At 62.3% G+C, this 23,950-nt stretch carries 25 protein-coding genes; 16 read left to right on the forward strand and 9 right to left on the reverse strand.

Features of this window, described 5'->3' with window-relative positions:
- Positions 1-15 precede the first annotated feature (15 nt).
- The gene (locus tag SU48_RS13925) at positions 16-822 is read left to right on the forward strand and encodes an NUDIX hydrolase (protein WP_082869712.1); all 807 of its coding nucleotides are present in this window, start codon (positions 16-18) and stop codon (positions 820-822) included.
- 68 nt (positions 823-890) lie between these two features.
- Positions 891-1,952, forward strand: a complete 1,062-nt coding sequence (gene argC, locus SU48_RS07440) for an N-acetyl-gamma-glutamyl-phosphate reductase (RefSeq protein ID WP_157451116.1) — start codon at positions 891-893, stop codon at positions 1,950-1,952.
- 96 nt (positions 1,953-2,048) lie between these two features.
- Here the strand turns inward: argC and SU48_RS07445 are convergent, their stop codons facing one another.
- Positions 2,049-2,522, reverse strand: coding sequence for a response regulator (locus tag SU48_RS07445; RefSeq protein ID WP_064014702.1), 474 nt, complete (start codon positions 2,520-2,522; stop codon positions 2,049-2,051).
- A 192-nt stretch (positions 2,523-2,714) separates the two neighbouring features.
- Here SU48_RS07445 and SU48_RS07450 point away from each other — a divergent pair, with 192 nt between their 5' ends.
- The 6 genes from SU48_RS07450 to SU48_RS07475 all read left to right on the forward strand — a co-directional run bounded on the left by SU48_RS07450 (position 2,715) and on the right by SU48_RS07475 (position 5,701).
- Entirely contained in the window at positions 2,715-3,173 is a 459-nt protein-coding gene (locus SU48_RS07450) for a hypothetical protein (protein ID WP_064014703.1), read from the forward strand.
- Positions 3,170-3,742 carry an inosine/xanthosine triphosphatase gene (gene yjjX, locus SU48_RS07455; protein ID WP_064014704.1) on the forward strand — a complete coding sequence of 191 codons (573 nt, stop codon included), beginning with the start codon at positions 3,170-3,172 and terminating at the stop codon, positions 3,740-3,742. Before SU48_RS07450 ends, yjjX begins: the two co-directional genes overlap by 4 nt.
- Positions 3,743-3,750: 8 nt before the next feature.
- A complete protein-coding gene (locus SU48_RS07460; protein ID WP_064014705.1) occupies positions 3,751-4,077 on the forward strand; it encodes a GNAT family N-acetyltransferase in 327 nt (108 codons plus the stop codon).
- An 88-nt stretch (positions 4,078-4,165) separates the two neighbouring features.
- Complete coding sequence (locus SU48_RS07465; protein ID WP_231881559.1) at positions 4,166-4,474, forward strand: DUF1294 domain-containing protein; 309 nt, start codon at positions 4,166-4,168, stop codon at positions 4,472-4,474.
- A gap of 20 nt (positions 4,475-4,494) precedes the next feature.
- Positions 4,495-5,298 (forward strand): [LysW]-aminoadipate kinase, encoded by an 804-nt coding sequence (locus tag SU48_RS07470; protein ID WP_064014707.1) that lies wholly within the window; start codon positions 4,495-4,497, stop codon positions 5,296-5,298.
- Positions 5,299-5,377: 79 nt separating this feature from the next.
- A complete protein-coding gene (locus tag SU48_RS07475) occupies positions 5,378-5,701 on the forward strand; it encodes a hypothetical protein (protein ID WP_064014708.1) in 324 nt (107 codons plus the stop codon).
- Positions 5,702-5,711: 10 nt separating this feature from the next.
- Here the strand turns inward: SU48_RS07475 and SU48_RS07480 are convergent, their stop codons facing one another.
- A complete protein-coding gene (locus SU48_RS07480) occupies positions 5,712-6,977 on the reverse strand; it encodes a S1C family serine protease (protein WP_064014709.1) in 1,266 nt (421 codons plus the stop codon).
- 236 nt (positions 6,978-7,213) lie between these two features.
- Here SU48_RS07480 and SU48_RS07485 point away from each other — a divergent pair, with 236 nt between their 5' ends.
- The 3 genes from SU48_RS07485 (at position 7,214) to SU48_RS07495 (ending at position 11,176) form a co-directional block, all read left to right on the forward strand.
- A complete protein-coding gene (locus tag SU48_RS07485; protein ID WP_064015919.1) occupies positions 7,214-8,806 on the forward strand; it encodes an ABC transporter substrate-binding protein in 1,593 nt (530 codons plus the stop codon).
- Between the two features lie 299 nt (positions 8,807-9,105).
- On the forward strand, positions 9,106-10,134 hold the full coding sequence (locus SU48_RS07490) for an ABC transporter permease (RefSeq protein WP_064014710.1): 1,029 nt from the start codon (positions 9,106-9,108) through the stop codon (positions 10,132-10,134).
- A 37-nt stretch (positions 10,135-10,171) separates the two neighbouring features.
- Complete coding sequence (locus tag SU48_RS07495) at positions 10,172-11,176, forward strand: ABC transporter permease (RefSeq protein ID WP_064014711.1); 1,005 nt, start codon at positions 10,172-10,174, stop codon at positions 11,174-11,176.
- Positions 11,177-11,270: 94 nt separating this feature from the next.
- Here SU48_RS07495 and SU48_RS07500 read toward each other — a convergent pair whose 3' ends face one another.
- A complete protein-coding gene (locus tag SU48_RS07500) occupies positions 11,271-13,376 on the reverse strand; it encodes a 3-hydroxyacyl-CoA dehydrogenase NAD-binding domain-containing protein (RefSeq protein ID WP_157451117.1) in 2,106 nt (701 codons plus the stop codon).
- Between the two features lie 149 nt (positions 13,377-13,525).
- Here SU48_RS07500 and SU48_RS07505 point away from each other — a divergent pair, with 149 nt between their 5' ends.
- Complete coding sequence (locus tag SU48_RS07505) at positions 13,526-14,557, forward strand: NADPH:quinone oxidoreductase family protein (protein ID WP_064014713.1); 1,032 nt, start codon at positions 13,526-13,528, stop codon at positions 14,555-14,557.
- A gap of 115 nt (positions 14,558-14,672) precedes the next feature.
- Here SU48_RS07505 and SU48_RS07510 read toward each other — a convergent pair whose 3' ends face one another.
- Positions 14,673-15,110 (reverse strand): hypothetical protein, encoded by a 438-nt coding sequence (locus SU48_RS07510; RefSeq protein WP_064014714.1) that lies wholly within the window; start codon positions 15,108-15,110, stop codon positions 14,673-14,675.
- 74 nt (positions 15,111-15,184) lie between these two features.
- The gene (locus SU48_RS07515; RefSeq protein WP_064014715.1) at positions 15,185-16,249 is read right to left on the reverse strand and encodes a lipid II:glycine glycyltransferase FemX; all 1,065 of its coding nucleotides are present in this window, start codon (positions 16,247-16,249) and stop codon (positions 15,185-15,187) included.
- A gap of 76 nt (positions 16,250-16,325) precedes the next feature.
- Here SU48_RS07515 and SU48_RS07520 point away from each other — a divergent pair, with 76 nt between their 5' ends.
- Positions 16,326-17,435 (forward strand): peptidylprolyl isomerase, encoded by a 1,110-nt coding sequence (locus SU48_RS07520; RefSeq protein ID WP_064015920.1) that lies wholly within the window; start codon positions 16,326-16,328, stop codon positions 17,433-17,435.
- A 183-nt stretch (positions 17,436-17,618) separates the two neighbouring features.
- On the opposite strand, the gene SU48_RS07525 is transcribed toward SU48_RS07520, so the two are convergent.
- Positions 17,619-18,026: a hypothetical protein gene (locus SU48_RS07525; RefSeq protein ID WP_064014716.1), complete on the reverse strand. Its 408-nt coding sequence runs from the start codon at positions 18,024-18,026 to the stop codon at positions 17,619-17,621.
- 138 nt (positions 18,027-18,164) lie between these two features.
- Here SU48_RS07525 and SU48_RS07530 point away from each other — a divergent pair, with 138 nt between their 5' ends.
- Positions 18,165-18,941 (forward strand): intradiol ring-cleavage dioxygenase, encoded by a 777-nt coding sequence (locus tag SU48_RS07530; protein WP_064015921.1) that lies wholly within the window; start codon positions 18,165-18,167, stop codon positions 18,939-18,941.
- 33 nt (positions 18,942-18,974) lie between these two features.
- On the opposite strand, the gene SU48_RS07535 is transcribed toward SU48_RS07530, so the two are convergent.
- Positions 18,975-19,301 (reverse strand): hypothetical protein, encoded by a 327-nt coding sequence (locus SU48_RS07535; protein WP_064014717.1) that lies wholly within the window; start codon positions 19,299-19,301, stop codon positions 18,975-18,977.
- A 56-nt stretch (positions 19,302-19,357) separates the two neighbouring features.
- Positions 19,358-20,185, reverse strand: coding sequence for a hypothetical protein (locus tag SU48_RS07540; protein WP_231881560.1), 828 nt, complete (start codon positions 20,183-20,185; stop codon positions 19,358-19,360).
- 193 nt (positions 20,186-20,378) lie between these two features.
- Here SU48_RS07540 and SU48_RS07545 point away from each other — a divergent pair, with 193 nt between their 5' ends.
- Both SU48_RS07545 and SU48_RS07550 read left to right on the forward strand, forming a co-directional pair.
- Entirely contained in the window at positions 20,379-21,254 is an 876-nt protein-coding gene (locus SU48_RS07545; RefSeq protein ID WP_064014718.1) for a hypothetical protein, read from the forward strand.
- A 178-nt stretch (positions 21,255-21,432) separates the two neighbouring features.
- Positions 21,433-22,011, forward strand: a complete 579-nt coding sequence (locus tag SU48_RS07550; protein WP_064014719.1) for a DoxX family protein — start codon at positions 21,433-21,435, stop codon at positions 22,009-22,011.
- A 461-nt stretch (positions 22,012-22,472) separates the two neighbouring features.
- On the opposite strand, the gene SU48_RS07555 is transcribed toward SU48_RS07550, so the two are convergent.
- Positions 22,473-23,945, reverse strand: a complete 1,473-nt coding sequence (locus SU48_RS07555; RefSeq protein WP_064014720.1) for a GGDEF domain-containing protein — start codon at positions 23,943-23,945, stop codon at positions 22,473-22,475.
- Between the last annotated feature and the right edge of the window lie 5 nt (positions 23,946-23,950).

The following is a 23,950-nucleotide window of genomic DNA, read 5'->3' on the forward strand; positions in this document are numbered from 1 at the left end:
CTGACCCTCAAGCTGATGGCCGACTACCACTGTTTTCCGCTGTGGGAGACAGGTGGAGACAACCTAGACCCGGCCACACTGGGCTTGCCGAACACACTGACAGCGCGGCTAGAAGCGTGGGCCGACGCCTTCGATTCCACGCTGAATATGAGTGACCCTATGTCACCCCTACCGATGCGGGCCAACTTTTTGGGGGCGGGCGAGAACGAAGACGCCGCCTTCGAGCGCGAGGGCCATGCGCTGTGGTGGGCGTTGCGGGCAGCCTTGCCGGGGCGCAAGCTGAGCTATTTCAGTACGTTGCTGGGACGCGTGATTGACGCTGGCGACGATGAATTGCTTGATCTGCTGAACGATTCCGGAGCGGTGTCGGGCGTGCTGTGGCGCTCGGTCTCGGACGGCGTGAAGGGCGTGCGGGGCGTCAATGCCTTCTTCCGAAATAGTGCTGGCCAACTGCTGTTTCCGCGTCGTGCAGCACACAAAACGCGCTGGCCGGGAGCGCTAGATTTCAGCGTGGGCGGTTACACGCTAGCGGGCGAATCGTTGGACGACTCGTTTGTACGTGAAGCCCGCGAGGAACTGAATGTGGATGTTGGGGAGTTTGGCTGGCGGGTGATGGCCGATCTTTCGCCGTTTAGCACAGGCATAAGCTGCTTTATGCGGATTTACGAGGTGAGTATAGACACCCTGCCTCATCTGAATCCCGACGATTTCAGCGGGGCAGAATGGCTGACACCAGAGCAACTGCGGAAGCGAGCGGCCGCAGGCGAAAAACTCAAGCCCGATCTCCCGAATGTCATCGACCTTGTGTATGCCAAGCAGTAACAGGGTTTAGCTATACGTTTGTAAATACTCGGAACATTCGGCGCGGCGTTTTGTGCTGAACTGGCAGCATGGCTTCATCTGATCAGGGCAACAACGTTCTCAGCGTGGCAATCGTGGGCGGCAGCGGGTATGCGGGCGGGGAATTCCTTCGACTGGCGCTGGGGCATCCTCACCTGAAAGTGACACAGGTCACCAGTGAGCGCAGCGCGGGGCAGCCTGTGGCGCTGGTGCATCCCAATTTGCGCGGGCGCACCAACCTCAAGTTTCGCAAAGCCGCCGAACTGAAAGAAGCCGACATCATCGTGCTGGCCCTCCCACACGGCAGTGCAGCCGGACGTATCGCCGAATTTGAGGGCAAGGGCCGCGTGATCGTAGACCTTAGCGCCGACTTCCGACTCAAAGACCCCGAAGTGTTCCAGCAGGCGTATGGAGAAGCGCACCCAGCCCCCGACTTGCTGGGCCAGTGGGTGTACGGCAACCCCGAACTGCGCCGCGAGGAACTCCGGGGAGCCACGCGGATCGCCTGCGCGGGCTGCTTCGCCACGTCCGTAATTCTCGCGCTGTACCCGCTCCTTAAATTAGGCGTGCTGCTACCCAAAGACATCATCGCCACCGGACTGGTGGGCAGCAGCGCGGCGGGGGCCAGCAGTTCGGACGCCTCGCACCACCCGGAGCGGGCCGGAAGCTTGCGCGTGTACAAACCTGTGGGCCACCGCCACACCGCCGAAGTGCAGCAAGAACTCCCCGGCCATTTCCCCATTCACCTGACCGCCATCAGCACGCCCCGTGTGCGCGGCATTTTGTCCACCATTCAGGCGTGGATTCCCGACGGCTACAGTGACCGCGACGTGTGGAGCGCCTACCGCGAGGTCTACGCCGCCGAACCCTTCATCCGCATCGTGAAGGTGGCGCGCGGCATTCACCGTTACCCCGATCCCATGTTGCTGGACGGCACCAATTACTGTGATCTGGGCTTCGAGATGGACATGGATTCGGGCCGCGTGGTGCTGATGAGCGCCATAGACAATCTGGTGAAGGGCACGGCAGGACACGCTATTCAGTGCCTCAATATCGCGCATGGGTGGGAGGAAACGGCGGGGCTGGAATTCGCGGGACTGCATCCGGCGTAACCGGAGAGTGCAGGGAGGGCGGGGGCAGCTTGAGCTGAAATGAATGCCCCCGCGTTTTGCCTGTGCCACCAGCCATAGCCTCCGTTCTACAATCCCTTACCCCGGCCCCGGCGAACGCACGATGCTCAGCATGTAGCGGCCTAGCGCGTGAATGGCCGCGTAAAACGTATCGAACTCGATGGGTTTGACGACGTAACTGGCCGCGTGCGCCTGATAAGACCGCAAGATGTCTTCATCAGCGGCGCTGGTGGTCAGCATGATGGTGGGAATGGTCATCAGATTGGGATCGTGTTTGATCACCGACAGGACTTCCAGACCGTTCATACGCGGCATGTTGATGTCCAGCAAAATAACGTCTGGACGCGGCGCGAGGCGGTATGGCCCCTGACGGCGCAGGAACTCGAGGGCCTCTACGCCGTCGCGGGTGACATGCAAGTTGTTGGTGACGCCCGCCTCGGCGAAAGCTTCCTGAGTCAGGATAATGTCCGGTTCACTGTCTTCTACCAGCAAAATTTCTATGGGGGTGCTGGGCTGGGACGCGGGGAGTCTGGGATCGAGCTGGGGGGTCATTGGGGCTACTCCTGCCTACAGGTGGTCAGAGGTTCTGACCGAAAGTTCTTCCTGATCTTCAGTGTCTCAAAGGGTTCTGGGTACCGCATGACGGCGGCTTTACCGTCTAGAAAGCTGGCCTTAGCAGACTCTTATTGCCGCGCTTGGGTGATGTTTATCTTCTCGCCCAGCCAGAGGCGCTAGCCTGGGGGCATGAACCTGTTGCAAGCCTCGCTGGGTGGCAGCGCCGCCTTCCGGGAGCCGGAATACATCCTGAAGGAACTGACGTTCGAGGGGGCGACCAAGCTTGTGCCGGGACTGCCCTACACCATCTCAGATGTGCTGCACCACCTGAATGTGACCATGCGGGCCAGCCTGGATCTGGCGTCGGGGCGGGCTACAGGTTGGCCAGAAGGGTTGGAAGTGTGGCCCGGCACGCCGCCTACCGCCGAACAACTGGCGCAGACTCGGCTGGAAATCGCTTTGGCACTGGCCGAAGCCGTGATGCTGGCCGAAGACCCGTCGGAGCGGGCACGGGACATTCTGACCGATCTGGCCGTTCATAACGCCTATCACTGGGGGCAGGTGGCCCTGATACGGCGCTTGCACGGCGACTGGAGCGGCGAAGATCCGGTCTTCGGTGGGGGAATCGGCAGGGAAACAGACGCATGAGACTGGTCATCGTGGGCAGCCAAAATCCGGCCAAAGTCCGGCCCGTGCAAGATGTGTTTGGGCAACTGCAACCGCAAGCCGTGGTGGTAGGCCGCGACGTTCCCAGCGGCGTGCCCGATCAACCTTTGGGCGAGGAAGAAACGCGGTGGGGAGCGGTGAACCGGGCGTGGGCGGCACTAAAACTGGCCGAAGCCGAGCAAAGCGCCGACGCTTGGGGAATCGGGCTGGAGGGCGGCGTGCGACTAAACGCCGACGGCAACGGCTGGCTGTTTGGCATGGTGGCGGTGGCCCACAGCGGCAAGCTGGAAACCGTGCGAACGGCGGAGATGCGCCTGCCGCCCCCGGTATTGGCTCGCGTGCAAGGGGGCGAGGAGCTGGGCAGCGTCATGGATGACCTGCTGGGTACCGTGGACGTGAAGCGCGGTGTGGGCAGCGTGGGCGTGCTGACGGGTGGGCTGGCAGACCGGGCCGACGTCTGGCGAATGGGGCTGGCTCTGGCCCTAGCCCCGTTTCTGAACGCAGAGTTATACGGTTCGGAACAGCAGACTCGGCCCCTCTCCATGCTTTAGGCTCTGGCATGACCGCCAACGAACCTGCGCCGTCCACCGAAGTCCACAACAACGAAGCCGAGCGGCGCTATGAACTGAAATTGGCGGGCCGCGTCGTGGGTGTGGCCGAATACCGCCCCGCCGGGCCGTCCATTATGCTCACGCACACCGAAATAGAGGAAGGACACGAAGGCCAAGGCCTAGGCAAAATTCTGGTGCGGGCCGCGCTGGACGACGCACGGGCGCGCAACGTGGACGTGGTGCCGATGTGCCCCTTCGTCGCTGCATTTATCCGCGAGCATGCCGAATATCTGGACTTGGTACAGCCTCAGCAGCGGGGCATGTTTGGGCTGTAGAAAGCGGTGGACTCCCCGCTTAACTGACTGTAGAGTTAAGGTTTAACCTGACTCGCCGCAAACACGACTGTGGGAAAATGAGGGCGTGATGAACACCCTAGATCTCGCCGTGAGTGTGTTTGTCGGGTGGCAGCTTATCTGGAGCTTGGTGGCCTTTATTGCTATCTGGCACGATAAAAACTTGGCTGCCGCCCACCGCTGGCGAATCTCGGAAGACCGCCTGCACAGCTACGAATGGTGGGGCGGGTGGCTGGGATCGGGGCTAGCACAGCGGCTCTGGCGGCACAAAACGTACAAGGAATCCTACCAGCGGGTGTACAAACGTGCGGCGCTGATGTGGCTGGCCGCCTGCACACTCGTACTTATCGTCTGGATAGTGTCTCGCCTGAACGCTTAACATGTGCTAAGTTTGCACGCATGATTGTTGTGAAGGTCGGCGGGAGCGCCGGAATAGATTACGACGCCGTATGTGCAGACCTCGCCGCCCGCTGGAAGACCGGGGAGCGGCTGATTCTGGTGCATGGCGGCAGCGGCGAAACCAACCGGGTGGCCGAAGCCTTGGGCCATCCGCCCAAATTCGTGACCAGCCCCAGCGGCTACACCTCGCGCTTTACAGACCGCCAAACGCTCGAAATTTTTGAGATGGTGTACTGCGGCAAGATCAATAAAGGCATCGTGGAGCGGCTGCAACGTCTCGGCGTGAACGCGGTGGGCCTGAGCGGGCTGGATGGCCGGATTTTTGAGGGACGGCACAAGGACAGCGTGCGGGCCGTGGAAAACGGCAAAGTGAAGGTGCTGCGGGGGGATCATACCGGAACAGTGGAAAAGGTCAACACGGGCCTGATTGACCTGCTGCTGAACGCGGGCTACCTGCCGGTGCTGACGCCGCCCGCTGCCAGTTATGAAGGCGTGGCCATTAACGTAGACGGAGACCGCGCCGCCGCCGCCCTTGCCGTAGCCCTGAAAGCCGACGCACTGCTGCTGCTGAGCAACGTTCCCGGCCTGCTACGCAACTACCCCGACGAAGCCAGCCTGATCCGGGCCATTCCCGCCGCCGACGTGGAAAGCTACTTGGAGTTCGCCCAAGACCGCATGAAAAAGAAGGTACTGGGGGCTGCCGAAGCCGTACAGGGCGGAGTAAAGCGCGTAATTTTTGGCGACGCCCGCGCCGGACTGCCGATTACAGCGGCGCTGGAGGGGGCAGGAACGGTGGTGAGCTGAGGGCGTCTGAGGGGTTAGGTGAGGGCAATCTCTGCGCCACTCACCCCTACCCCCGCCAACCTGCTATCTTTCGCGCTCTATGTCGGCCTCTGCCACAGCCCCATCGCACGTGAACCGCGAACCCATCGCTGCCTCTGCCCTGCTGGACTTGTTGGCGGTGCGCGGCGGGCAGGAATTCCGGGTGGCTGCGTGCGTAGTGCATGGCCGGGGCCGCCGCCAAGAGGTGCGCGAAGTAGGCGAATACCGCTTTACGGTGCGCGGAGACGCGGTGCAGGCCACTGGGCCAAGTGGACAAACCCGCCAACTTTCGCGGGCGGGGTATCTGGACATCTTCGGCGGCTACACGTTCAGGGGCGCGGAGGCAACGGGAGAGATGACGGACTTGGGGCCGTTATTCAGCTAGAGCAGGCTGTTTACTCGGTGGTAGGCAGCGTGAAGGGTTGCAATTTTACGGTCACATCCCGTTTGTTGCCGTCACGCTGCACGGTCAGCTTGATGCTGTCCCCGATGCGTTTGCCCAAGATCAGACGGCGCAAATCTTCGCCTTCAGTGATCGCTTGGCCGTCTATGGCGGTGATGATGTCTCCGTTTGTAAAGAGGGGTTCTGCAGCTTGTCCGGGAGTGTTCAGGCTCAGGCTGTTGCCCGTTCCGCCCTTCAATCCGGCGGCGGCAGCGGGACTGTTGGGGTACACCTGCTGAATCAACGCGCCAGCAGCGGGCAACTTGGCCTTTTGACGGTCTTCGTCGCTCAGGGCGCTGAGATCGGTGAAGCCGACCCCCAGAGAGGGCGTTTGTACCACTTTGCCGCCTGCCGCCTGAAGCTGGGGCAACAACTTGGTCACAGTATTCACCGGAATCGCAAAGCCGACGCCCGCGCTCTGGCCGATGCCACCCGTCAGGATTTGGGTATTCACGCCGATCAAGTCACCTGCGCTGTTCAGGAGAGGGCCGCCGGAGTTGCCGGGGTTGATGGCCGCGTCGGTCTGAATGACCTGCTGATACACCTGCCGGGTGCCCACCGGAGCCGTGCGCTCCAGACTGCTGATAATGCCCTCCGACACGCTAAAATCCAGCCCGAACGGTGCGCCCATCGCAATGGCTTTCAAGCCTACGTCCAGCTTGGTGCTGTCGCCCAGCGGAATCGGTTGGATGGCTCCGGCGGGCAGCCCCTCGGCGCGGATAAGGGCCAGATCGAAATCGGGGGCGCGGCCCACCACTTTGGCTTTGTAGGTCTTCTTGGAGCCGTGCAGCCGAATGGTAATTTCGCTGGCTCCCTCCACAACGTGATTGTTGGTGATGATATCGCCCGCCGCATTCACGAAAAAGCCGCTGCCCGTGCCGGTGCGTGCCTCGCCGCCTTCGGGAATGGGGAATCCGAACTGGTCTTGCAGGCGGCGGCGCATCTGGGCTTCGGCGCTGTCGTCAGCCCCTTCCGTGACGCCGATGTACACCAGACCGTTCTGGCGCTGCTTGACCACTTGCACGGTGTTGGCTTCGGCCTCGGTGCGGGCGCGGCCATTGTCGTAGGTGGTGGCAGAAGGAGTGGTCACAGAGGTTTGAACGGTGGTGGGGCTGTTGGGCGTCACCTGCGCGTTACTGCGTTCATTCAGGCCGTAGCCGACAAACCCGCCCAGCGCAAGGGTTCCGGTGAGGGCCAAGAGGGAAAGGTTTTTGTTCATGGCCAAAGCATGCCCCAGAGCGGTTATATGACGGTTAAAAAGAACTGGCCGGGCCTTTACGTGTGTCGGTGCCCCACCCATGACAGGCGGTCAATTGTCAACCGGAATCTGTTGGCTTGACACCCTCTGTCTGCACCCCTACCCTAAGCGCACGCTTGACACGTTTTATCCGCCATTCATGATCGGACGCCCTCCTCAGGGGGCGGCGAACGTGTGGCGGGATGTTTGGAGGTTTCATGAAGAAAGTACTCTTTAAGAACGTGCTTCTGACCGCAGCTCTGGCCACCCTCTCCTCCGCCGGAGCCGCCACCTTGGTCTTCGGGGCCAACGGCGATCCCGTGTCGCTGGAAAGCGCCAACATCACCGACGGCATCAGCATTCTGGTGCAGCGCCAGATTTACGACACCCTCGTCGACTTCAAGAACGGCACCACCGACCCCGTGCCCGGCCTCGCCACCTCTTGGAAGAGCAATGCCAACGCGACCCAGTGGACGTTTAACCTGCGCCGCAACGTGCGGTTCCATGACGGCACCCCCATGAACGCCGACGCCGTGATCTTCAACCTCAGCCGTTGGTGGGACAAGGCGCACCCCTTCGGCTTCCGCGATCAGGGCCGCACCTTCGAAATTGTGGGCGAACTTTTGGGCGGCTACAAGGGTGACCCCACCGCCGTCATCAAGAACATCGTGAAGGTCGACGCCTACACCGTGCGCGTGGATCTGAACAAGTCCAGCAGCGTGTTCCCCAACGTGATCGGCAGCGGCTACTTCGGTATCGCCAGCCCCACCGCCATTCGCAAGGACGGCGCGAAGTACGGCACGCCTGCCAGCAAAGCCGTCGGCACCGGCCCCTTCATCTTCCAAAGCTGGCGCACGGGTGACCGCGTGGTCTTGCTGCCCAACAAGCTGTACTGGGGCGAAAAAGCCAAGGTGGATCAACTCGTCATCCGCTCTATCAAAGACGCTTCTCAGCGCCTGAACGAGCTGAAGGCCGGAACCATCGACTTTACCAACGACCTGACGCCCGACGCCCTGCGCAACATTCAGAACGACAAGAATCTGGTGGCCGTCAAGCGCCCCAGCTTCAACGTCGGCTTCGTCAGCCTCAACAACCGCAACGAGTTCCTCAAGAACGCCAAGGTTCGTGAAGCCATCAGCATGGCGATCAACAAGAAAGAAATCGCTGAAGCGTTCTGGAACGGCCTCGGCATCAGCAACGCCAGCTTCGTGCCGCCTGTACTGGCGTGGGCCAACAGCACCAAAGTGCCCACCGACTACAAGTTCGACCCCGCCGCCGCCAAGAAGATGCTGGCCGACGCAGGTTACCCCAACGGGTTCTCCATCGACCTGTGGTACATGCCCGTCAGCCGTCCGTACTTCCCCACGCCCAAGCCGATTGCCGAAGCCATTGCCGCCGACCTCAGCGCCATCGGCGTGAAGGTGAACCTGAAAACGCAGGACTGGGCCAAGTACCTCGAAGACCGCAACAAGGAACCCGGCTTCGATATGTACATGATCGGCTGGACGGGCGACTACGGCGACCCCGACAACTTCTACAGCGCCTACTACGGCCCCAACGCCTCCGATGACATCAACTGGAACCCACCCGAACTTCAGAAGTTGCTGGAGCAGGGCCGCGCCGCCACCACGCAGGCCGAGAAAGCCAAGGCCTACTCGCAGATTCACGAAATCACCTACAACGCCAAGTACCGCATTCCGATGGTGCACAGCAACCCGCTGTCGGCGGCCCGCACCTACCTGAAAGGCTGGGTTCCTAGCCCACTGGGCAGCGAAGCCTACAACACGATTTCGTTGGTGGGCAAGAAATAAGTTTGTTCCGCTGGGGCACGCTTGTTGTGTGCTAGCGGAGTGGAACGAGTGGGCGGGCTTCTGTTCTAGAGGCCGCACACCACGTCCGGACAAGGTTGATGGGGGTGGGGCTGGCCTGTACTGGCCGACCCTGCCCCTTTGCTGTGGCCCACCGCTGCTGGCCGCGTTGATCCGAGTTCAGCGCCGGGCGGGTAAACTGGCGCTAGCCCCAATCTGGCACTCCCGTCACTTTTTTTCCGCGTTCGATTTTTGCCGTTTCCAGAGTTTAGGAATTTCTATGTTCAGAAGGGGGCTTTTCCTTGGGCAGTTATCTGATTCGCCGTATTGCAAGGACGCTGCTGGTGATGCTGGGCATCAGCCTGTTGGTGTTCGTATTCGTGCGCTCTATTCCCGGCGATCCGGCCACCGCGATGCTGGGCGAACGCGCCACGCCGCAGTCTGTGGCGGCGCTCCGCACTCAGTTGGGCCTCGATAAACCGTGGTTTTTCAACCCGTCCAACCCGCTGGACGCGCAGTATCCGAAATATCTGGCGGCGCTGGCTCAGGGCGATCTCGGCAGCGGCATCAAGAGCAATATTCCGGTACGCGATGAACTCGGCTCGCGCTTTCCGGCCACCGCCGAACTGAGTTTGGCCGCGCTGTTTTTTGCCCTGATCATCGGCCTGCCCGCTGGCATTTTGGCCGCGCTGCGCCGCAACAGCGTTTGGGACAATCTCGCCACCACCATCAGTTTGGTGGGCGTGAGTATGCCCGTATTCTGGCTGGGGCTGCTGCTGTCCTACTTTTTTGCGGTGAAGCTGGGCTGGCTACCGCCGAGTGCGCGGCTGGGCAATGAATCTACACTGGAACCGATCACCGGATTTTATGTGCTGGACGGTATTTTACGTGGCAGTCCCGCCGATGCGTGGGACGCCCTGCGCCACCTGATTTTGCCCGCTATTGCGCTGGGTAGTATTCCACTGGCGATCATTGCCCGTATTACGCGCAGCAGTCTGCTGGATGTGCTGGGCCAAGACTACGTGCGAACGGCCCGTGCCAAAGGGCTGTCTCAACGCACGATTACGCTAAAGCACGCGCTCAGGAATGCGCTGCTGCCCGTCGTCACGGTCATCGGGCTACAAGCCGGAGCCTTGCTAGGCGGCGCGGTGCTGACCGAAACCATCTTTTCGTGGCCCGGCATCGGCTCATGGGTCTATGAGGCCATCAGCCAGCGCGACTACCCGATCATTCAGGGCGGCGTGATTTTTGCGGCGCTGGTGGTCAGTCTGACCAACCTGCTGGTCGACCTCAGCTACGCCTCTCTTGATCCCCGGATTCAGTACCGATGAGACTTTTCCAGCCATTTCCGATCACAGGGGGCACCCCATGACCACTGCTTCCCCCGCCGCCGCCCCCAAAGCCAAGCGCCAGCCCAGCATCTTCTCGCGGCGGTTTCGGCGCAGCACGCCCGGCAAAGTCGGCGCGGCCATCGTGGCTGTCTTCGTGCTGCTGGCGCTGCTGGCCCCCATTCTCAAGCCTTACGACGCCTCCAGTGACCGCAATTACCGCCTGAACCTGAAGCCGCCTAGCGTGGCCGCGCTGTGGAATCCAGAAGTAGCCGAGGAATACCGCGATCCGGTGACGGGTCAGGTCAATCCTTGGTCACACCCGTTCGGCACCGACAATCTGGGCCGCGACGTGCTGACTCGCGTGTGGCACGGCACCGCCATCAGCCTGAAGGTGGGCGTGGTCAGTACGGTGCTGGCCCTCGTCATCGGGACGTTGGTGGGCGTGCTGGCCGGGTACTTTGGCGGCTGGTTCGACAGCGTCACCGGCTACCTGTCGGACGTGATGCTGGCCTTCCCCAGTATTTTGCTCGCCATCGGCTTTGCCAGCATCTTCAGTTCAGACAATCCGCCTCTGCTGATCAGTGCCATAGACCGAATATTCGTGCTGAACAGTCCGCAACTGGTCACGGCGATGTTGGCCGTGTCGCTGGTGCAGATTCCGGTCTACATGCGCCTCTCCCGCGCCGTGGTGCTGGGCCTGCGCGAGCGCGAGTTTGTACAGGCGTCGGGTGCCTTGGGAGCCACCCAGATTCGCACCGTGTTCAAGCACGTATTGCCCAACAGCCTCTCACCCCTGATCGTGCAGGGCGCACTGAGCATTGCCACCGCCACCATCGAGGTCGCCGCGCTGGGGTTCCTCGGCATCGGCGCTCAGCCCCCGCTGCCGGAATGGGGCACCATGATCAGCGATTCCCGCCAGTATTACGTGGATTCTCCGTGGACGATGATTTTTCCCGGCCTCGCCATCTTTCTGACGGTGCTGGGCTTCAACCTGCTGGGCGACGGCCTGCGCGATGTACTTGACCCACGCAGTACGCAGTAAATCCACAATCTTTAAGAGCTAAACAGAAGGGACGCAGACCAGTTTCAGTCTGTGTCCCTTCTCTTTGGAGTCGTCGTCCAAAACTTAAAGCGCCTTACCCTCGCCCTTTTTCCTTGTCCCACGCCCCAAACGTCTTACCCTCGTCGGCCAACTGCTTCAGCAGGGGCGCGGGCGTCTGGCCGTACTTCTCCAGCGCGGCAGCCACGTTGCTCAGGCCCATTTCGTCGGCGTACTGCATGGGGCCGCCCCGGTAGGCGGGGAAGCCGTAGCCGTAAATGTAGATCACATCTATGTCTCCGGCCCGCTGGGCAATCCCTTCTTCCAGAATCTTCGCGCCCTCGTTGACCAGACTGTAGGCCAGCCGCTCGGTGATTTCCTGCGGGCTGATGGTACGGCTCTGCAAGCCTTTTTCGCTGCGGTAAGTGGCGATCAGGTCTGACATTTCGGCGCTGGGCACGGGCTTTCTGCCGTCCGGGTAGTCGTAGATTCCGGCCTGTGTTTTCTGCCCCTTGCGGCCCTGCGCCACGATCCGGTCTAGCCAGCCGTCGGGTTGCGGTTCGCCGCGCACCTTCGCCTGATGCTGCCGGATGGAATAACCGATGTCCAGCCCCGCCATATCGGACATCTCGAATGGCCCCATCGCCAGCCCCAGCGCGTGCATGGCGCCGTCCACGTCTTGCGGATTCGCGCCTTCCTCTACCAATTTGCGGGCTTCGTCGCCGTAGCGGTGCACCATGCGGTTGCCCACGAAACCGTCACAGACGCCCACCACCACACCCACTTTCTTGATCTTGCGGGCGAGGGCCATACTCGTCGCCAACACCGACGCGCTGGTTTTCTCGGCCCGCACGATTTCCAACAGCTTCATCACATTGGCGGGGCTGAAAAAGTGCAGTCCAATCACGCTTTCGGGGCGCGAAGTGACGCTGGCGATTTCGTTCACATCTAGGGTGCTGGTATTGCTCGCCAGAATGGCTCCCGGCTTGGCAATCCCGTCTAGGCGCGTAAAAATATCCTTCTTTACATCCATGTTTTCAAACACGGCCTCAATGATGATGTCGGCTTGCGCGAGATCATTCATGTTCAGCGTGGGCGTCAGCAGGGCCATTCGCGCCTCCACGTCGTCCATGCTCAGGCGGCCTTTTTTGGCGGTGTTCTCGTAGTTGCGGCGAATCGTTGCCACGCCCCGGTCTAGCGCGTCCTGCGCGGTTTCCACGATGGTCACGGGAATGCCCGCGTTCAGGAAATTCATGGCGATGCCGCCGCCCATCGTGCCCGCGCCAATCACGCCTGCGCTGCGAATCTCGGTCAGGGGGGTGTCTTTGCCGATGCCGGGCACACGGGCGCTTTCGCGTTCGGCAAAGAAAATATGACGCAGGCCGCGCGACTGCGGCGAATCTTTGGCCTGCAAAAACAACCCGGCTTCGGCGTTCCAACCTTCCTCAAAGGGGCGGGTGGCGGCCACTTCGGTGAGGTCTACGATCATGCCGGGCGACATCTGGCCCCGGTGGGTTTTGCCTAGGCCTGCGCGGGCGGCAGCAAACAGTTCGGGGCTTGCGCCTTCCACGCCGCGCTCAGAAACACGGGGCAGCGGGCGGGTTGCAGCGTGGGCGCGGGCAAACGCTACGGCAGCGGCGCGTAAGTCGGCCTCGGTTTTGCCCTCTATCAGTTCGTCGATCAGGCCCAACTGTGCGCCCTCGGCGGCCCCGATGGGACTCCCCGACAGCATCATTTCTAGGCCCTTTTGTGCGCCCACCACGCGGGGAAGGCGCTGGGTGCCGCCCGCACCGGGGAAGATTCCCAGCTTGACTTCGGGCAGGCCTAGCTGAGCGCCCGACAACGCCACGCGGTACGTGCAGGCCAGCGCCACTTCTAGGCCGCCGCCCAACGCCGTGCCGTGAATGGCGGCGACGGTGGGCTTGGGGAAGGCGTCCAGCCGCGTGATGAAGCCGCGCAAATCGGGGGCCTGCTCGCGGGGCAGGTCGAAGGTTTTGATGTCAGCCCCAGCGATAAACGTGCGCCCACCGCCGATGATGACCACCGCGCTGACGCTCTGATCCTGCTCGGCCACGTCCAGACCCGCGTGCAGGCCTTCCGGTACACCGGGCGAAAAAGCGTTGACGGGCGGATTGTTGATCGTGAGAATCAAAATGTCGCCGTCGCGGGATTGGTCGATCATTGGGGTTGGGGCAGTGGTCATGGGTGAAGCCTCCTAGGGAAAGAAGTCGGGGCAAAACGAGGGGTTGGTGCGTCATGCTGTCATGCCCTACCCCGCTGGGTCAAATACGTTGACGTTCAGAGTGTCCGTGCACGTTCACTTTCAGGATTCAGTCAGGTATGCTTCAGCCTATGACCGATACAGCCCAAAGTGGAGCGGCACAGACGATGAGGGCCATTGTGGTAGAGCAGTTGGGTGCGCCCGATGTGATGCAGGTGCGTGAAGGCGTGCCCGTGCCGCAGCCGGGGCCGGGGCAAGTGCGCTTGAAGGTGGAAGCGGTGGGCATCAACTTTGCCGACGTGCTGAGTGTGGCGGGCGAGTATCTGACACGAACCCGCGTGCCCTACACGCCTGGCATGGAATTTGCCGGAACCGTGGACGCATTGGGCGAGGGCGTGACAGGCGTGCAAGTGGGCCAATTGGTGGCCTGCTTGGGCGGCAGCGGCAGCCTCGCGACTTACGCGGTGGCCCATGCAGCGGCCCTGATTCCCGTGCCTGCCAGCCTCACGGCGGCTCAGGCGGCGGCGTTTCCGGTGTCGTATTTCACGGCCTATCACGGCCTGAAGACGCTGGGATACGGCCAGCCGGGGCAGTGGGTGTGGGTGCAGGCGGCAGCGGGCGCACTGGGCACGGCCAGCATTCAACTTGCCAAAGCGATGGGCATGAACGTAGTTGCCACCGCCAGCACCGAGGAAAAACTGGAACTGGCCCGCAAACTGGGCGCAGACGTGACCCTGCTGCAAGATGACCCAGACCGCGTGCAGAAAATCCGCGCCGCCGCTGCCAGCGACTCTAACCCCAAAGGCGGCGTAGACCTCGTGCTGGAAGTGGTGGGCGGGCCAAGGTTTCAGGAGAGTTTGGACGTGGTGATAAACCGGGGCCGCGTAATCGTGATCGGCAACGCCAGCCGCGAGCAGGCCAACTTGCGCCCTGTAGAACTGATGAAGCGCAACGTGACCGTGACGGGCCTGTGGCTGACCAGCCTGATGGGCGACGCCGAAGCCACCCGCGACGCAGCGCTGGCCCTGACGCCCCTGATCGCCAGCGGGCAAGTGACGCCGCAAGTGGGGCCAACCTACGCGCTAGACGAAAGCGTGCGGGCTTTTCAGGACATCTTGGATCGGAAAACGACTGGCAAAGTGGTGATTGAACCGCAGAGGTGAAAGACGGTAAGTGGTGAGTAGGTAGTGGTCAGTGGATGAGGTGCCAGAGCAGAAACGATCTGTAATTCTGTTTTGACCTCCCCAGTCACTACTGACCACTTACCACTCACTGGTTTTAACTGAATAGCCGCAGCAGAGGCCGCCACCAAGGAATAGACACCAGCAAAATCAGCAACGTCACCGCCGTCCAGAGGGCCGCCACACGGAATTTGGCCCGGTCTGTGGCGGCGCGTTTGCTGAGGGCGCTGGCTAAGGTGGCGGTCACGGCAGCGATCAGGCCGAGGCCCACATGCTGCCACTGATAGCTGGAGCTTCTGTCGGCAAACGCTCCGGCCCCCTGAGATCCCAACAGGCCAAAGAGCAGGAGTCCCAGCACCACTTGCAGATGCACGCTGCCCGCGAACAACACGACGGGGCGGCGGTCTGCGGCGGTGAACTCCTTATCGCCGCTCAGAGCCGGAACCGTGCGGATCAGCGCCCACACGCCCGCGATCAGCACCAGCCAGCGCGTGATGTTGTGGAAGGTCAGCAAAATGAGATAGAGGGTTGCCATGTTGGTCAGATTAAGGGATGGGGGGTGGGGCGGTTGGCCCGCTGGCGCAGAAGCCGAATCTCAGCACCCCAGATTTACAACACGTCTTCTTTGCTTCCCCGTTTCTTCAAATTGTTCTGCGTTTTGCGCCAACGCAGGGCCTTCACGATGGCGGGCGCGGCGGCATTCAGGTTCAGATCGTAGGCGGGATACCACACACGCTGCTCGCTGAATTTCAGTTTCATCTTGAACACGCCGAACGAGTGTTTTTCTTCGTCCAGTTGCCGGGGAATGCCCCAGAAATCAAACAGTTCGTAGCCGCGCTGCTTGGCATCCAGCATGGCGTTCCAGTAAAAGGCGTCGGGGGCTTTGGCATCCTTGCGGGGTTCGCCATTTTCGCCAACGCGGTCATCGCGCACGCTGCCGCCGAACAGGTAATACGCGCCCTTGCCCATCCCCAAAAAGAAGCCGCCCGCCAGCGCTTTGCCCTCGTGCCGAGACAGCACGATGTAGGCCTCGCCGCCGTAAGCGTTGCCTTCGCGCAGCATGGCTTCGTAGTAGGCGCGGGGAAATGCGCCCAGTTTGGCCCGCTCGTTGGTGGCCGTAAAAATGTCCCAGAAGGCTTCGAAGTCGTCATCCCGGCCTGCCACCACGCCGAATTTGTGGGCGGCACGCACATTGCGGCGGGCCATGCTGTGCAGGTCAGCGAACATCTGTTCTTCGGTGCGGGTCAGGTCGGCGATGATCGTGTGTTCGGGCTGCTCGGTTTCGGCGCGGCGAAAGGGGCCATACGCTTCCGGCACGGCCACGCTATCGTCGGCGGGGATGGGCAGGGGTGGCTCTATTTTCAGCAGCGCGTCGGTGGGCTTGGCGACTTTTCGCAGGGCTTCGGCCACAGCGGGCAGCAAATCCAGCGACTCTAAGGCGGGGCCACGCGGCGCGTACAGCGTCGAAAACCCCGGCACGAGGCGCTTGCGAAGAAGCTGCACCGCACCCACCGTGCGGCCCTCAGCCTTGATGAGATAACGCACAGGCGTTTGTCCCAGCACGCGCCGCGCCTCGCCGTAGCCCCAGCCTTGCAGGGCACTTGTAATCGGCAGGCTACTTACAGCGTCGTCATAGACGCGGGCATCGGTGGTTTCTTCCAAAGTCAGGCGCACGGGGGGGATTGTACGACAGGCCGGGGTTCATGTGGCGCTCAGCGTGCCTGCCCGCCGGAACGCTAGAGTAATGAGCATGAAATTTGCTGGATACACTGCGGCTCGTCTGACCTCACCCTTTCTGAGAGGAACAGTGCTGACGGGAACGCTGCTGCTGGGCGCTGCTCTGGCCCAAACCACCCCCGCACCTACACCCACTCCAGCACCCGTGCAAACTCCGGCCACGATTCCGACCCCCGCGCCAGCGCCCACTGCGCCCGCAACGGCTCCGGCGGCGGCTCCTGCACCTGCGGCCACTCCCGCTGCCGATCCGTCCACCTTGGTCGCCACCATCGGCACCGAGAAAGTGACGCTGGGCGAGTTCGATCAGGCGTTTCGGGTGGCTGTTGCGCGGCTCGTCAATTCTCAAGGCGTGCCCTTTGAAGAGTCGTACCTGACCGAATTTGCCGACGCCCGCCGCGACTTTCTGACCCAGTACGTGCGTGACCGCGCCGTGTACCAGATTGCCCGGATTGCCAACAAGCCCGACGCAGCCGCGATTGACGCACAAGTTGCCAAGGCCCGCGAGAACTTTGCCGACGACGCTGAATTCAGCGAGGGCTTGGCGCAGACCGGCTTCAGCACGCCCGCTGAACTCCGGGCAGAACTGGAACGGCAGGCCGTGGTCGCCGCTTATCTGGACAGCGTGAAGAAGCGCCTGACCTTCGGCAATGCCGTGGTTTTGGGCTTTTACAACCTCAACAAAGCCTCGTTTACTCGTGAAGGTGAGGCCTGCGCCAAGCACATCCTGGTCAAGACCCAGCCCGAAGCCCAGCAGATTCAGAAGGATCTGGTGGCAGGCGGCGACTTCGCGGCCATTGCCAAGGCCAAGAGCCAAGACCCCGGCAGCGCGGCAGACGGCGGCGATCTGGGTTGCTTCGGGCCGGGCCAAATGGTGGCGGCCTTCGATACCGCCAGCTTCAAGGGGCCGCTGAACGTGCCCCAGTTGGTTCAGACCGAGTTCGGATACCACGTGCTGACCGTGACTGGGCGCACCAATGCAGGCCTCGCGCCGCTGACCGTGGCCGAGCCGCTGATCCGCGAGCAACTGGCCCGCGACGCCTCTCAGAAATACGTGAATGCTCAGGTGGCCCGCCTGAAAGTGCAGAGCTTTGCTGATGTGGTGGGCGCGGCTCCGGCCAAGTAAGGGGCAAGCGAACCGGAGGGCGGGGGCTGCGGCTTCCGCCTTCTCTTTGCTGTGCTGGGCGGTGCGGATGGGTCTAAGGTGCTGGGTGGGAGCGTTGGAAGTTCAACCCCCCCGTTGCTCCACAACGCCCCCCCTTGAGGGGAGGACAAGTGCGCTTTTACGCTGTTCTTAGACCCTTAGATCCTAGACCCTATAGACGCTTGTCTCAGGAACGCCAACGCCGCCTCCATGCACCCGCCGCCCCACCGCGCCCATCAGGTCATCCAACGTCCCGAACGAACGCATCTCGGCGGCTGACAGCCACTCCTGCAATGTGCCGTCTGGTTGTACCTCGAACGCGGCGGGCAGGGGCACACCGTCTAGGCCGTATTCGGCGCGGAGTTCGTCGCGGTGCAGAAAGCGGACATTCGGCCCCAGCCCGCGTACGAAGTCGCGCCACTCGCGCTTCATTCCCAGTGGGCCATACGTGACGGCGCACAGTTGGCACTCGTAGTCCTGCGGACGCACCGTTTTGATCCACAGGTCTTTGAGGCCGTTCAGCACGCCGCCATCGGCGTTGTAGACGAAAACGAGGGGGGCGGGCTGGGTCATGTATTAAGGGTACGGGGGCCAGTATGAACACACTGCACGCCAAGATCAGATTCACGCCAACGTTGCTTTAACACAGCCTGCGTAAGCTTGTTTCAGCACACAGATTTCAAGAGACACATGCACCCCCAAGGAGCCGACATGAACCAGCACCCGAACGTGAACCCCGCGCCCGACGAAGACAACGACGATGAGATGGTGGGGACTCTGCTCAGCCGCAGGCGGGCGCTGAGGCTGCTGGGATGGGGCGGCGGCGTGGCGGCGTTGGCGGCAGGCAGCGTGCTGGCCCAGCGCACCAGCGCGGGAACCACTGGTGCCACCAGCCTGCCCGGATGTGTGGTGCGGCCCGCCCAGACCGAAGGCCCGTATTTTATTGACGAAAAACTGAACCGCAGCGATATTCGCAAGGATTCCAAGACCGGCAAGGCCAGCGCGGGCATTCCGCTGACACTGGATTTTGTGGTGTCGAAGGTGACGGTAGGCACTTGCACGCCGCGTGGCCGGGTGCTGATAGACGTGTGGCAATGCGACGCGCTGGGTGTGTATTCGGACGTCTCGGGCAACACCGACGACTTCCTGCGCGGCTCGCAGGTCACCAACGCACAGGGCAAGGCCAGCTTCACCACCGTGTATCCCGGCTGGTATCCGGGCCGCGCCGTGCATATCCACTTCAAGCTGCGCCCACTGGATGCCAGCGGCAAGCCCACCGGGGAATTCACGTCGCAACTGTTCTTCCCCGAAGCCGTGACAGACGCGGCCCACGCCGCCGCACCCTACAACCGCAAAGGCAAGCGCAATACGCTGAACAGCACCGACGGCATCTACCGCAACGGCGGCAGCCAGCTGCTGCTGAACCTGACCGGGAATCCTCAGAAGGGCTACCGCGCAACGTTTGACGTGGGGCTGAATATCGGCTGAGGCTGGGACTGGAACTGGGGCCAAATCACACCCTCAGCGCACGCGCACCCCCTTCGTCGGCGGCTGCTTGCTGATCCACGCCACGAACCGCCGCACGTCTTCATGCGCCAGCAGCGCGTCTACCGACGAATATTCTCCGGCCAGTTCCGCGTTGGTGAAGGTGCGGTGCAGGAACTTGTGGCAGGGCGGGCACAACAACACCGTCGGCAGCGCGTGGATTTTGACGCCTTGCCGACGCCCCTGTGACTTGGGAATCAGGTGATGCTCGGTCAGGTGCGGCACGGCGCGGTCACACAGGCCGCAGCGATCCGGCGTGCTGGGCGGGGGCGGCCAATCGGAGGCAGGCAGGCGGCGGGCCATCAGGGAAGTAGGCTAGGGCAGGGGGCAGGACTCAGAGTGAGCGATGCATTGCCGTTTCATTGACTGTCAGTTGGGGCCTTCAGCTCGGCTTGCAAGGCGTCCAGCACCTCGGCACGCGGGTCTAATTGTAGACGGGCAGCGAGGGCGCGGGCCAACGCGAGAGCAGCAAAACAAGCTTGCACCGCCGTTCCGCTGACCGTCTCATTCAGGGCGGCCAACACTCCCGGCGGCAAGTCGCGTTCGGCATTCCGCGCCGGAGCTTGAGGTTGCGGCGCACCGTGCAGCGTGCGGGCCAAGCGCAACAGGCCGCCGCGCACCCAGTTCAGGAGTTCCCACGCCCGGAGGCTCTCGCCCCGCAGAGCAACCGCAGAGGCGAACACCAACCAGTTCAGCATGTTGTCGAATTCTGTTTGGGAACCCGGCAAGGTGGATGCGAAGGACGGTCTAGACGCCCACTCGCCCAAGATACTCGCCAGTGTGCCGCCCTGATCCTTGATCAACATTTGTGCCGGGTCGCCGCCCCCATTGGGCCAGCCGCGTATCTGATCCAGCGCCGATTCAGGCTCTAGATGCAGTTCCACCCGCAACAAATCGGGCGTAACAATATTGGGTGTGCCAAATGGATTGACCACTTCCAGCGCAACAGGCGTGATGGCACGCAGGAACTCGAACGCAACTAGAGGCCGTCCAACACGCACAAAAGCGTAATACTCCAAGTCGCTCCACTCATCGGCGGCGGGCGAACCATCGGGGCGGATTTGGGTGCGGCTGCCGTAAGCGAGGGCGTACAGCAAGCGGTCATCGGCCAGCAACGCGGCGCGGATACGGGTGTCCAGAGCGTCGAGGGCGTCTAGGCGGGCGGCGGGGTTCACGGGGGCAAGCATAAGGCCTTCATCCCTCAGTTGGCCGAGCCGGATAAAGGCAGTATGTTCAGGTAAGACTCCCGCCCGCCACAGCGTCAAAACCTGGCAGTGTTCCTGCCGACTTCCCTTCTGCCCACCAACAGTCGGCCCGTCAGATGAAGGCCCGTCAGACAATCAAAGTCGCCGCTCATGGACGGCGGGTAGCATAGGCATCATGCGTTTATCCTCCCCTGCCGCCCGCGCTCCGGGTCTGCTGTTGTTGCCTGCCCTGCTGCTGTCTACCGCGCTCCTGTCAACACAGGGTGCCGCCCAGACTGCTCCTGCTCAGCCCGCGCCTGCACAGCCAGCAACGCCCGCGCCTGTCACGGCTCCTGCCGCGCCTGCCCGCACTCCCTTGCCCGGCGCACCCTCGGCAGCCACCGCCCGCGCCGTGAGTGCCATCGCGGTAGAGGTTGGGGGCGTCATCAAGGGCCAGATCATCTCATGCCCCGCTGCCCTAAAACTGAGCGTGCGGGCCGTGTGCTTGTACTCCAAAAACACCCCGGCCAGCCTGCGCCCCCTGATTCGCGGCAAGCTGGCGGGCCGGGCGCTGGGCGACTGGAAGACCACTGGCACCAGCAGCACACTGTTGGCATCGGAAACCGTGAATGGGCCTGTGGGCGCGTTCGTGTTGCTGCGGGGGCTGTCGGCCACCGAATCGCTGGTCGCCATTGACGCCGTGACTGCCGCCGCCACGACCGCTGCCCGCCCCGCCACCCCCGCCGGAGCGGTCAAGGGTCAGCCGTATGTGCTGGGCCGCGACCTGATCGGCGTGGTGAATGTGACGGCGCTGGGAGGCAACCGCTACCGCCTGAACGCAGGAGATACCGCATTGACCGTGACGGTGGGAGCCAAAGCTGCCCAACTGAGCGGCGGGCAGACGACGGCGGGCAACGTGGAACTGCCCTTCGCGCCCGCCACAGACGGGAAAAACCTGATCTTCCCATTGCTGGGCCTGCGCTCGCTGGGCTGCACGGTCACGCCTGCCGGAGCGACGGTGACGGTGGCCTGCGGGCAGAGCAGCATCGGCCTGCGCCCCATCGTGTTCTAAAAACTTAGGCCAGCACACCTCTTCCCGCCGCAGCTTTGGGTCAACCGAACCCGCAAGCTCATGTGGCGGGTTTAGGCTGTCATACGGAACTCGGGCAGATGCAGGGCCGAAACGACGCCTTCTAGGGGTATGGGCGGGAACAGAATTGATCTGGAACCACGACATCAAAGGGAACCCTATGACCCAGACCGTCCATGCCATGATTCCTGAACCGCACTTGGCTCAGCTTCTGTTCGCCAACCCACGCCTCGCGCCCCTCTGGGCCTTCATCCGCATTTATGTGGGCTACGCCTGGCTGGTCGCGGGCTGGGGCAAAGTGACCAATCCAGCAGGCGTCTGGGTCGGCGAAAAGGCGGGTACAGCCGTCACCGGCTACCTCACTGGCGCACTCGCCAAAACCACAGGCGATCACCCAGACGTTTCGGGCTGGTACGGATGGTTTATTCAAAACGTGGCGCTGCCCAACGCCGCCGTCTTTTCATATCTGGTGGCTTACGGAGAAGTGCTGGTGGGCATCGCCCTGATTCTGGGCCTGTTGACCGGTTTGGCGGCCTTCTTCGGCGGCTTTATGAATGTCAGTTACCTGCTGGCCGGAACCCTTAGTACCAATCCGCTGCTCTTTATTCTGGCAACGTGGCTGGTCTTGGGCTGGCGAGTGGCTGGATACTGGGGTCTAGACCGTTGGGTGCTGCCCAAGTTGGGGGTCAGTGTTACGAATACCGACAAGACTGGCAGAACGCGAACAAAGGCCACTTAGCCGCTCAAATTTAAGGGAAACAAGGGGTCAACTTTAGTGGGAGGGTTGACTCGTTTTTCATTGCTGAGAACAGTCAATACCGACGCCGCTTAGAGCAGTTCCCCGAATTACGCCACCGAGAAAAGAGACTTTCGGTGGCTCCATTCTCCCTCCTGCTCGGTAAAGTTCACTCGCTTCGCTCGGTCACTATGATGACAAATGCTGTAAGGTGGGTACCCCAGCACCCAAATCGTGCGTGCCTAGATCGCATGGACTCCACCTGATCCAAGAATAAGAAGAGTTCTGAACGTATATTCTCGCTCTCTTCACCTGTAGGAAAGGAGCGATGCGCCAGCAGCGAGGTGAGGGAGCCATCCCGTGCAGTGTCACGCGATCATTTTAATTTCGTATAGGAGCCTATACTGCGCGGCAAACAGGCCCAAATCTATGCTGGGTCACGCTTGCGGCTAAAGAGTGTGAACTCAGCAGACGGAATCGCGTTCGGGGTCGTAGATCAAGTTGATGTGCGGCGTACCACGGGAGCTGTCGCGGGGCAGGTCATGGCGCAATCTGTTGCCCCCAGCGCGTTTGGCGGCGTACATCAGCTGGTCAGCCCGGTCTAGGGCCACGTCCAAGGTGTCGCCGGGCACCAGTGTCATCCCGATGCTGACTGTGACGGGCCGGGTCGTCCACGCGTGATTTTGCACGGCCAATCGGAAGCCCTCCAAGGTGGGCACGAGGCTCGGCTGACCCGCACAGCGCACCAGCACAAATTCTTCTCCTCCGTAGCGGGCCACCAGATCACCTGGCAGGGCATGGGCCTTGAGAAGAGCAGCGATTTCGCGCAAGACGGTATCTCCGGTGGCGTGGCCGTGCGTGTCGTTCACCCGTTTAAAGCGGTCTACGTCGATCATGGCTGCCTGAGCAGGAGCCTGGGCTGTTCCATTCGTCAAGCGCCGCGCCCCCTCGGTCATCAGGTGTTGGCGGTTGTGCAGGCCGGTCAGCAGGTCGGTTACGCTGCGGCGTTCAGCTTCGGCGTGCTGGGCTTCAGCCTGGGCCAACGAGGCTTCGAGTTCGGCCAACCGTTGGGCCTGCCGTGCATTGGCCTGCCCGATCATGGCAAGCGCCAGGGTGGCCGGGTCAACGGCCTGAAGCCCAGCGGTCTGCTCGCGTGCAGTGTCGTCCCAGTCACCCTGATCCTGCGCCCAGCGCACCCGGCTCAGCTCTTGGGTCAGCAGTACACTGGCGCGGGCACGCTCGACTTCCGCCTCTATATCCTGAGACTGCGGAAGCTGATCGAGGTCGTTAAAGTGCGCCTGGGCCGCTCCCAGTTGGCCCTGCTGCACCTTGAGGACGACCAACTGCGCCAGCGCCAGAATATGCAGCACCGCGTAGCCATCTTGGCCGCGCTGCACGGCACGGGCATAGTGCTGTTCTGCCCGGCCAAATTCGCCGCGCCGCTGGTACACCATCCCCAGATTCAGGTACGCCACGCCAGTCTGCTCGGACTGGCCGCAGTCCTCGAACAACTCCAGCGACTCCTGCAACAGGGGCAGTGCTTCTCCCACATTGAAATCCAGGAGCGCGAGGGCCAGATCGTGCTTGGCATGGGCCAGCTCCACAAGGTCGCCGCAGCCCGTTGCTACCGCCAATTGCTCGTGGTACAGGGCGTGCGCCGCGCTGAAATCCAGACGCGCCATCATCAGGCCTGCCCGGATATTCAGGGCACGCGAACGCCAGACATCGGGCGCAGTCAACTCGGACAGCGCGGCGTTCACATGCTCAAAGGCGGAAGTGTAGGCTCCAGTGCGCCAATCGAGGTATGCCAGCATGACGTCGCGCACAGGTGAGGGCGGCGAGGCCTGCGCCCATTGCCGCGCACTGGTGGGGTTCAGCTCGCGGTCAGCCCACGCCCGCCCAGAGGCAGTGAGTGTGGTGGGCAGAGGGTGCGGCATCTCAA

The organism is Deinococcus puniceus (assembly GCF_001644565.1).
In the GTDB taxonomy this organism is placed as follows: domain Bacteria; phylum Deinococcota; class Deinococci; order Deinococcales; family Deinococcaceae; genus Deinococcus; species Deinococcus puniceus.